Annotated in this window: 11 protein-coding genes; all 11 read left to right on the top strand. The window is 73.2% G+C overall.

Going from position 1 to position 9,507, the window contains the following annotated elements:
• Nucleotides 1-30 precede the first annotated feature (30 nt).
• The 11 genes from rpoZ to ACFWCH_RS14280 all read left to right on the top strand — a co-directional run bounded on the left by rpoZ (nucleotide 31) and on the right by ACFWCH_RS14280 (nucleotide 9,493).
• Nucleotides 31-285 carry a DNA-directed RNA polymerase subunit omega gene (rpoZ, locus tag ACFWCH_RS14330; protein WP_025103490.1) on the top strand — a complete coding sequence of 85 codons (255 nt, stop codon included), beginning with the start codon at nucleotides 31-33 and terminating at the stop codon, nucleotides 283-285.
• Nucleotides 286-373: 88 nt separating this feature from the next.
• A complete protein-coding gene (metK, locus tag ACFWCH_RS14325; protein ID WP_136033699.1) occupies nucleotides 374-1,567 on the top strand; it encodes a methionine adenosyltransferase in 1,194 nt (397 codons plus the stop codon).
• A 16-nt stretch (nucleotides 1,568-1,583) separates the two neighbouring features.
• The gene (locus ACFWCH_RS14320; protein WP_378803695.1) at nucleotides 1,584-3,542 is read left to right on the top strand and encodes a primosomal protein N'; all 1,959 of its coding nucleotides are present in this window, start codon (nucleotides 1,584-1,586) and stop codon (nucleotides 3,540-3,542) included.
• A gap of 19 nt (nucleotides 3,543-3,561) precedes the next feature.
• Entirely contained in the window at nucleotides 3,562-4,479 is a 918-nt protein-coding gene (gene fmt, locus ACFWCH_RS14315; RefSeq protein ID WP_378803694.1) for a methionyl-tRNA formyltransferase, read from the top strand.
• An 83-nt stretch (nucleotides 4,480-4,562) separates the two neighbouring features.
• The gene (locus ACFWCH_RS14310; RefSeq protein ID WP_378803865.1) at nucleotides 4,563-5,933 is read left to right on the top strand and encodes an RsmB/NOP family class I SAM-dependent RNA methyltransferase; all 1,371 of its coding nucleotides are present in this window, start codon (nucleotides 4,563-4,565) and stop codon (nucleotides 5,931-5,933) included.
• Between the two features lie 10 nt (nucleotides 5,934-5,943).
• Nucleotides 5,944-6,624 (top strand): ribulose-phosphate 3-epimerase, encoded by a 681-nt coding sequence (rpe, locus tag ACFWCH_RS14305; protein WP_136032437.1) that lies wholly within the window; start codon nucleotides 5,944-5,946, stop codon nucleotides 6,622-6,624.
• Nucleotides 6,621-6,884: a phosphoribosyl-ATP diphosphatase gene (locus ACFWCH_RS14300; protein ID WP_136032435.1), complete on the top strand. Its 264-nt coding sequence runs from the start codon at nucleotides 6,621-6,623 to the stop codon at nucleotides 6,882-6,884. Before rpe ends, ACFWCH_RS14300 begins: the two co-directional genes overlap by 4 nt.
• A 38-nt stretch (nucleotides 6,885-6,922) precedes the next feature.
• Nucleotides 6,923-7,762 carry an ATP phosphoribosyltransferase gene (hisG, locus tag ACFWCH_RS14295; RefSeq protein ID WP_136032433.1) on the top strand — a complete coding sequence of 280 codons (840 nt, stop codon included), beginning with the start codon at nucleotides 6,923-6,925 and terminating at the stop codon, nucleotides 7,760-7,762.
• Complete coding sequence (gene hisF / locus ACFWCH_RS14290; protein WP_136032431.1) at nucleotides 7,762-8,523, top strand: imidazole glycerol phosphate synthase subunit HisF; 762 nt, start codon at nucleotides 7,762-7,764, stop codon at nucleotides 8,521-8,523. Before hisG ends, hisF begins: the two co-directional genes overlap by 1 nt.
• Entirely contained in the window at nucleotides 8,520-8,906 is a 387-nt protein-coding gene (gene hisI, locus ACFWCH_RS14285; protein ID WP_247638789.1) for a phosphoribosyl-AMP cyclohydrolase, read from the top strand. Before hisF ends, hisI begins: the two co-directional genes overlap by 4 nt.
• A complete protein-coding gene (locus tag ACFWCH_RS14280; RefSeq protein WP_136032427.1) occupies nucleotides 8,903-9,493 on the top strand; it encodes a Trp biosynthesis-associated membrane protein in 591 nt (196 codons plus the stop codon). Before hisI ends, ACFWCH_RS14280 begins: the two co-directional genes overlap by 4 nt.
• Nucleotides 9,494-9,507 lie beyond the last annotated feature (14 nt).

The raw sequence follows: 9,507 nt of genomic DNA, 5'->3' as shown, positions 1-9,507 counted from the left end.
ACCCCGTCGCCTGATCAGGAGGTCCCCCCCATGGCCGGACGCAACAACGGCATCATCGATCCCCCCATCGACAACCTGCTGGAGCGCGTCGACTCCAAGTACGAGCTCGTGATCTACGCGGCCAAGCGCGCACGCCAGATCAACGACTACTACTCCGACCTCCACGAGGGCAACCTGTTCGACAACGTCGGTCCGCTCGTGGACTCGTCCGTCGAGGACAAGCCGCTGACCATCGCGCTGCACGAGATCAACGAGGACAAGCTCCGCCTGCGTCACGCGGAGTGACTCGACGACCGCGCCGCCGCTTCGTCGGTGGCGCGGTCCAGAATGGGTGCCACACCCTCCCCCCGTCCGTCCCCGTTCTGGAGCATCGATGAGCGCGCTGCGTCTGTTCACGTCCGAGTCCGTCACCGAAGGGCACCCGGACAAGATCTGCGACCAGATCTCGGACAGCATCCTCGACGGCCTGCTCGCGAAGGACCCGGGGTCCCGTGTCGCCGTCGAGACGCTCGTCACGACCGGGCTGGTGCACGTCGCCGGAGAGATCCGAACCGACGCCTACGTCGACATCCCGACGATCGTGCGCCAGGTGGTCAACGGCATCGGCTACACATCGTCCGACACCGGGTTCGACGGGGACTCCTGCGGCGTGAGCGTCTCCGTCGGGGAGCAGTCCACCGACATCGCGCACGGCGTCGACAACGCCCAGGAGCACCGTGACGGCACGTCGGTCGATCCGCTCGACGGCCTCGGCGCCGGCGATCAGGGCATCATGTTCGGCTTCGCGACGAACGAGACGCCACAGCTCATGCCGATGGCCGCGTGGACGGCGCACCGCATCGCCGAACGCCTGACCGAGGTGCGCCGCAGCGGCCTGCTGCCGTATCTCCGCCCCGACGGCAAGACCCAGGTCACGCTCGGGTACGACGGCTTCACCCCGAAGACGATCGACGCGGTCGTGCTCTCCACGCAGCATCACCCCGACATCTCGCAGGACGAGCTCAAGGCGCAGGTGCGCGAGCACGTGATCGACCCCGTCCTGGCGACCACGGGCCTCGCGCTCGACGACGTGACCTACTACATCAACCCCGCCGGTCCGTTCGTGACGGGCGGGCCGAAGGGCGACGCGGGCCTCACCGGACGCAAGATCATCATCGACACGTACGGCGGTGCCGCGCGTCACGGTGGCGGCGCGTTCAGCGGCAAGGACCCGTCCAAGGTCGACCGTTCCGGCGCCTACGCCACACGCTGGGTGGCCAAGAACGCCGTGGCGGCGGGACTGGCCGACCGCCTCGAGGTGCAGGTCGCCTATGCGATCGGTGTCGCGCGCCCCGTGGGGCTCTACGTCGAGACGTTCGGCACCGGCCGGGTGTCGGACGAGGTCATCACGCGCGCGATCGAGGAGGTGTTCGACCTGCGCCCGCAGGCGATCATCGAGCAGCTCGACCTGCTGCGCCCGATCTACGCGCAGACCGCGGCGTACGGCCACTTCGGGCGCGAGCTCCCCGACTTCACGTGGGAGCGCACCGACCGCGCCGACGAGCTGCGCCGCGCTGCCGGGCTCTGAGGGGGCCGAGGTCCTGATGTCGCCCGAGAGCCGTCGCATCGCGCGCGTGCTCCTCGACTCGCCGCTGCCGCAGCTCGACCGGCTCTTCGACTACGCCCTTCCCGCCGAGCTCGGGCCCGTCGAGCCCGGCGTGCGGGTGAAGGTGCCGCTGCGCACCGCCGGCCGCGTGGTGGACGGCTATGTGGTGGAGGTCGACGTCGAGAGCGACGCGGAACGACCCCTGTCCGAGGTGGAGACCGTGGTGTCGGCGGTCCCGGTGCTGCCCGACCGCCTGTACCGCCTGGCGCGGCGGGTCGCCGACCGTGCCGCGGGCTCGGCGTCCGATGTACTGCGGCTCGTGATCCCGAAGCGACAGGTGCGCGTGGAGAAGGCCTGGCGCGCCGACGCCCCGGTCGTGGCGCCCGACGCCGAGCAGTCGGCCGAGGCGGAGCGTGTGCTGGCGGCGTACGACGGTCTCGATGCCGTGCTCGACGAGGGAGGCCGCGCCGCGGTCGAGGCCATCCCGCAGCTGGACGACGGCGCACAGGGCTGGGCGCGACTGCTCGCGGCCGCGGCGGCGCGCACTCTCGCCGCGGGACGCTCGACGATCCTCGTGGTGCCCGACCATCGCGACCTCGACCGTCTGCTCGCGGCGCTCGAGGCCGTGGTGCCTCCGGAGGCCGTGGTGCGGCACGACTCGCGCCAGGCGAACCCCGACCGCTACCGGGCGTTCCTGCGGACCCTCGAGGACGCCCCGTGCATCGTGGTGGGCAACCGCTCGGCCGTGTACGCCCCGGTGAAGGCGGGCCTGGTGGTCGTGTGGGACGACGGGGACCCGCTGCTCGGCGAGCCGCTCGCCCCCTATGTGCACGCGCGTGATGCGGCGCTGCTGCGGCAGGAGTCGGAGGGCTCCGCGCTGCTGTTCGCCGGGCACACCCGCACGACGGAGGTCGAGCGGCTCGTGGCGCGCGGCTGGCTGCGCGACGTGCGGGCCGGGCGCCGGGTGCTGCCGCGCGTGCTGCTGAGCACACCGCAGGAGCTGGAGCGTCCCGCCGCCCAGAGGCTGCCGTCGTCGGCGTTCCTCGCGGCGAGGGCGGCGGCCGCGGAGGGGCCCGTGCTGGTGCAGGTGTCGCGCCCGGGGTTCTCGCCGTCGCTCGTGTGCGCGGACTGCCGGACCCCCGCGCGCTGCGCCCACTGCGGCGGGCCGCTCGGCGCGCGGCATCGCGGTGCCGTTCCGGTGTGCGGCTGGTGCGGGCGCGGCGCGAGTGCGTGGACCTGTCCGGCGTGCTCGTCCCCGCGGCTGCGGCTGGCGTCGTCGGGCAGTGAGCGCACCGCGGAGGAGCTCGGCAGGGCGTTTCCCGGCGTGCGCGTGATCGTGGCGGACGGCAGCCACCCCGTGGAGCGGGTGGACGCCCGCCCCGCGCTCGTCGTGGCGACCCGCGGCGCCGAGCCCCTCGCGGAGGGCGGGTACCGCGCGGTCGTGCTGCTGGACGGGCCGCGCATGCTGCAGTCGCCCGACTTGCGGATCGGCGAGGCGTGTCTGCGCTGGTGGTCGAACGCTGCCGCGCTGGCCGCCCCCGGGGCTCCGGTGCATCTGGTGGGGGTGGACGGCGCGGTCGCCAAGGCCCTCGCGACGTGGAACCAGGCGGGCTACGCGCGCTCGGAGCTGGAGAACCGTGCCCCGCTGCACATGCCGCCCACCGCGCGCGTCGCGCTCGTGGAGGGCACGTCGGCCGCGGTCGCCCGCGCTCTTGCCGCGCTCGGGGAGCTGTCGCTGCCGTCCGACGCCGTGCTCGGCCCCGTCCCCGTCGAGGGCGACGACGACCCTCCGCGCGTGCGCGCCCTGGTCCGCTTCGACTACGGCGCCGGGGTGCGGGTGGCGACCGTCCTGCGCGCAGCCGTGGTGGCGGAGGCCGTGAACGGACGGCGGGGCCGAGCGCGCGCGGCCCGGAGCGCGCTCACGGTGCGCCTCGATATCCTCGATCCAGAGCTCTGACCCCTTCCGGAGAACCTTCATGCGCCTCGTCTTCGCCGGCACGCCCTCCGCTGCCGTGCCCACACTCCATCGCCTCGCTGCGGAGCACGACATCGCCGCGGTGGTGACGAGACCGGATGCGCCGCTCGGCCGCAAGCGCGTGCTGACGCCGTCGCCCGTCGCCCAGGCTGCCGCAGAACGGGGCCTCCCGGTCATCCGGGCGGCCCGTCTGGATGACGCGGTGACCGCGGAGATCGCCGCGCTCGAGCCCGAGCTGGGCGTGATCGTCGCCTACGGCGGGCTCGTGCGCGAGCCGTTGCTGTCGACGCCGGACGCCGGGTGGATCAACCTGCACTTCTCCCTGCTGCCCGCCTGGCGTGGCGCGGCGCCGGTGCAGCGCGCGCTGATCGCGGGCGACGAGGTGCTGGGCGCCAGCGTCTTCCAGCTCGTGCCGGAGCTCGACGCGGGCGACGTGTTCGCACGGCGCACCGTGGCGGTGCCGTCGTCGGCGACGGCCGGCGAGGCGCTGGAGGCGCTCGCGCGCGACGGCGCCGACCTGACCGCGGAGGTGGTCGCGGCGATCGCGGCGGGAGAGGCGCGGGCGGTGCCGCAGGAGGGCGAGCCGACGTTCGCGGCGAAGCTGAGCCTGGCGGACGGACTCCTCGACTTCACGCAGCCCGTGTCGTCGGTGTTCGCACGGTTCCGCGGGGTGACGCCCGAGCCCGGCGCCCACACGACGGTGGACGGACAGCGCCTGAAGATCCTCGCCGCCGAGCCCGCGGCCGGGGAGGAGCAGGTGCCTCCCGGCGTGCTCTCGGGCACCAGGACGGCGCTGCTGATCGGCACCGCGACCGCGCCCCTCGCGGTGACCCGCGTGCAGCCGGCAGGCAAGGGGGCGATGAACGCCGCCGACTGGTGGCGGGGCCTGCAGGGCGGCGAGCGACGGGCGGGATCGTGAGCAGGCAGGAGGGACACCAGCAGCCGGGGGTCCGCCGTCCCCGACCCGCAGCGCGCACCGACGAGCGCGGGCCCCGACGGACGGTGCAGCCGGCGCGGCTCGTCGCCTACGAGGTGCTGCGGGCGGTGTCCGACTCCGACGCGTACGCCAACCTCGTGCTTCCCCCGGCGATCGCGGAGGCCGGGCTGGACGCGCAGGACGCGGCCCTCGCCACCGAGCTCACCTACGGGACGCTGCGCCGCCGAGGCACGTACGACGCGGTGATCGCGGCGGCCGCGGATCGCAGCACCTCCTCGATCGATCCGGCCGTGCTGGACGCACTGCGGCTCGCGGTCCATCAGCTCCTGGCGACCAGGGTCGCCTCGCACGCGGCCGTGAACGAGTCGGTGAACCTCGTGGCGACGCGGGCGGGCCGTGGCGCGGCCAGTTTCGCGAACGCGGTGCTGCGTCGCGTGGCGCGCGAGTCGCCCGGGCAGTGGATGGAGCGCATCGAGGCCGAGGCGCGCTCCGACGATGAGCGTCTCGCCCTCCGCGCGGCGCATCCGGTGTGGGTCATCCGGGCACTGCGGCGCGCACTGGCGGCCGAGGGCAGGGTCGACGAGCTCGACGCCCTGCTCGAGGCCGACAACGCGTCGCCCGAGGTGACGCTGGTGGCCCTCCCCGGGCTCGCGCAGCCGGGTGAGCCCCGCCGCCCGTTCGCGCCGACCGCGTTCGCGTCACCCGGGGGCGACCCTCGTCGTCCGGTCGCGGAGTCCGCCGGCACGGTGCGCGTCCAGGACGAAGGGTCGCAGCTCGTCGCCCTCGCGCTGGCCGCCGCGGCACCGATCCGGGCGGGGGAGCGGTGGCTCGACCTGTGCGCCGGGCCGGGCGGCAAGACGGCGCTGCTGGCCGCGATCGCCCGCGAGCACGAGGTGACGTTGGAGGCCAACGAGGTCGTGCCGACGCGCGCTCGACTGGTGCGGAAGGCCCTGCGGGCCGTCCCCGGAGACGTGACCGTGCACGAGCGCGACGGCAGAGAGCTGGCGCGCGAGAACCCCGGCGGGTTCGACCGCATCCTCGTGGACGCGCCGTGCACCGGGCTGGGAGCACTGCGACGTCGTCCGGAGGCGCGCTGGCGCAAGACGCCCGCCGATGTGGCCGAGCTCGTGCCGCTGCAGGTGGACCTGCTGTCCGCCGCTCTCGACGCGCTCGCTCCGGGCGGCGTCGTGGCCTATGTCACGTGCTCGCCGCACCTGGCCGAGACCACCGGGGTCGTGCGGGAGGTGCTGCGGGACCGCGCCGACGTGGTGGAGCTGGATGCGCGGCGCGTGGTGCGCGACGTCTCCCGCTCGCCGATCGACCTCGCCGACGACGGTCGTGCCGCCACGGGCAGCGCCCAGCTGTGGCCGCACCGCCACGGCACCGACGCCATGTTCCTCGCGCTCCTGCAGCGCACCGACGACACCGAAGGGTAGGACAGAGACCGTGGAGCTTCCTCGCGCACCGCGCATCAACCCGAGCATCCTCGCCGCCGACTTCGTCAACATGCAGACGGAGCTCGCCCGCATCGCGACGGCCGACTTCGCCCACGTCGACGTGATGGACAACCATTTCGTGCCCAACCTCACGTTCGGGCCGCAGATGGTGCAGCGCATCCAGGAGACCAGTCCCGTCCCGCTCGACGTGCACCTCATGATCACAGACCCCGAGCGCTGGGCACCCGGGTACGCGGAGCTGGGCGCGGCGAGCGTCACCTTCCACCTGGAGGCCGCGGTCGACCCGGTGTCGCTCGCGCGGCGGTTGCGCGACATCGGTGCCAGAGCCGGTGTCGCGGTCAAGCCGGACACCCCGGTCGAAGGACTGTTCCCGGTCCTCGACGAGTTCGACCAGATCCTGGTGATGACGGTGGAGCCCGGGTTCGGCGGTCAGGGGTTCATGCCGGAGACGATGCCGAAGCTGCGCGCGCTGTCGGAGGAGGCACGACGTCGAGGGTCGCAGGTGTGGCTCCAGGTCGACGGGGGGATCTCCGACGACACGATCGCGCAGGCGGCGGCCGCGGGGGCGGACACCTTCGTCGCGGGCTCGGCCGTGTACGGGCAGGACGACGTGGAGGCGGCGGTCTCGCGGCTCAGGCACCTCGCGCGAGCCGCTAGCCTGGAATCGTGAAGACTTTCGACGAGCTGTTCGCCGAGCTCAGCGTCAAGGCCGAGACCCGACCGGAAGGGTCGGGCACGGTCGCGGAGCTCGACGGCGGCGTGCACACGATCGGCAAGAAGATCGTGGAGGAGGCCGCCGAGGTGTGGATGGCGGCCGAGTACGAGTCCGACGAGGCGGCGGCGGAGGAGATCTCGCAGCTGCTGTACCACCTGCAGGTGATGATGCTCGCGAAGGGCCTCACCCTGCAGGACGTCTATCGACATCTGTGATGCGCTCCGCCCCCACTCCTTCGAACTGAAAGCCGTTCATGCTGCGCATCGCCGTTCCCAACAAGGGCTCGCTGTCCGAGACCGCCGCCGAGATGCTCGCGGAGGCGGGCTACGCCGGCCGCCGCGACCCCAAGACCCTGCACGTCGTCGACACCGAGAACGACGTCGAGTTCTTCTTCCTGCGTCCGCGTGACATCGCCACGTACGTCGCCTCCGGCGCCCTCGACGTCGGCATCACCGGACGCGACCTGCTGCTCGACGTGCAGCAGCCGGCGCGCGAGATCGAGCAGCTCGGCTTCGGCGCGTCGACGTTCCGCTTCGCCGGCCCTCCCGGACGCTTCACGTCGATCGACGACCTCGACGGCGTGCGCGTGGCCTCGGCCTACCCCGGACTGGTGGGCTCGTTCCTCCGGGAGCACGGCGTGAACGCCGAGCTGGTGCAGCTCGACGGTGCGGTGGAGTCGGCCGTGCGCCTCGGCGTCGCCGATGCCGTCGCCGACGTGGTCTCCACGGGGACCACGCTGCGACAGGCGGGGCTGGAGATCTTCGGCCCCGTCATCCTGGAGTCCGAGGCCGTGCTGATCAGCCGCCCGGGTGACGCGGACGGCGTCGACACGCTGCTGCGCCGTCTCCGAGGCGTCATGGTGGCCCGCCGGTACGTGCTCCTCGACTACGACCTGCCGACCGAGCTGGTCGACCAGGCGGTCGCGATCGCTCCCGGCCGGGAGTCGGCCACCATCTCCCCGCTGCGCGACCCGGCCTGGGTGGCCGTGCGCGTGATGATCCCGCGTCGCCGGGTCAACCAGGTGATGGACGACCTGTACGCGCTGGGGGCCAGGGCGATCCTCGTCACGGCGATCCACGCGGCGAGGCTCTGATGACTCTCGCGAGCAGGGTCATCCCGTGCCTCGATGTGGCCGACGGCCGCGTCGTGAAGGGCGTGAACTTCGAGAACCTGCGCGACATGGGGGATCCGGTCGAGCTCGCCCGGCACTATGCGGCGCAGGGCGCGGACGAGATCACCTTCCTCGATGTGACCGCGACCGTCGACGCGCGGGCCACGACCTACGACGTCGTGCAGCGCACCGCCGAGCAGGTGTTCGTGCCGCTGACGGTCGGCGGGGGAGTGCGCAGCGTGGAGGACGTGGCCCGGCTGCTGTCCGTCGGCGCCGACAAGGTGGGGGTGAACTCCGCCGCGATCGCCCGGCCCGAGCTGATCGGCGAGATCGCGGACCGCTTCGGCGCTCAGGTGCTCGTGCTCTCGCTCGACGTGAAGCGCGCCGACACGACGCATTCCGGTTTCGTCGTCACGACGCACGGCGGTCGCACGCAGACCACGCTGGACGCTCTCGACTGGGCCAGGGAGGCCGCGGAGCGCGGGGCGGGTGAGCTGCTGGTGAACTCGATCGACGCGGACGGAACACGCGACGGGTTCGACCTGGAACTCGTCCGGCTCATGCGCGAGGCGGCGCCGGTGCCCGTGATCGCCTCCGGCGGCGCCGGACGAGCGACCGATTTCGCCCCGGCCATCAAGGCGGGTGCCGACGCCGTGCTCGCGGCGAGCGTCTTCCACACGGGAGCGCTCACGGTCGGCGACGTGAAGGACGCGCTGCGCGCGGAGGGGGTGCTGGTCCGATGACGGAGGCGCAGCAGGGGCAGAGCGAGCCGGATGTCGAGGCGCGCATCGCCCAGGTGGCTTTCACGGCCGAGGGCCTGGCGCCCGCGATCGTGCAGCAGTGGGACACGCGCGAGGTGCTGATGCTCGCATGGGTCGATGCGGAGGCGCTGCGGCGCACGCTCACGTCGGGTCGTGCGACGTACTGGTCGCGGTCCCGGCAGGAGTACTGGCGCAAGGGCGACACCTCCGGGAACATCCAGGTGGTGCGCGAGGCCCGACTCGACTGCGACGGCGACGCGATCCTGCTGCTGGTCGACCAGACCGGCCCGGCGTGCCACACGGGGACCCGCACGTGCTTCGACACGACCGACCTGGGTGCCGTCGACGGATCGGCGGCGTCGTGAGCCTCGCCCGGCGGGGGCGCTCGCTCGCGGTCTCCGGCTTCCTGCTCGCCGGCGCCCTCGGCATCATCTCCTCCACGCAGACCTGGTTCACGGTCGAGCGCGCCGATGCGGGAGAGGCGATCCTCGTGCCGGGGGCCGCGGCGATGGTGCTGCTCGCGCCGCTGAGCCTCGCGGTGCTGGCGCTCGGCGCGGCCCTGTCGATCGCCGGTCGCGCGGTGCGACTGGTCTTCGGGGTGCTCGCCGCGGTCGCGGCGGTGTTCCTCGGCTGGTCGACCGTGCAGCTGCTGGTCGCTGAGCCCTTCGACGCCGTCGCCGCGACCGTGACCGAGACCACGGGGCTCGCGGGCGACACCGCCGTGCACGAGGTGGCGGCGCACATCGTGGCGTCCGCGTGGCCGTGGGTCGCGCTCGTCGGCTGGGTGATCCTGCTGCTCGCGGCCGTGCTGGTACTGGTCACCTGGCGTCAGTGGAAGTCGGGCGGCCGCCGTTACCGCACCGAGACCGCGCACCCCGCGACGCACGAGGGCCCGGTCGACGCGGTCGACTCGTGGGACGACCTGTCCCGCGGGACGGATCCCACGCGCTGACCCCGATAGACTGA

Source organism: Microbacterium sp. NPDC060132 (assembly GCF_042729675.1).
Lineage (GTDB): Bacteria > Actinomycetota > Actinomycetes > Actinomycetales > Microbacteriaceae > Microbacterium > Microbacterium sufflavum.
This window is presented reverse-complemented; position numbering and strand designations above follow the sequence as displayed.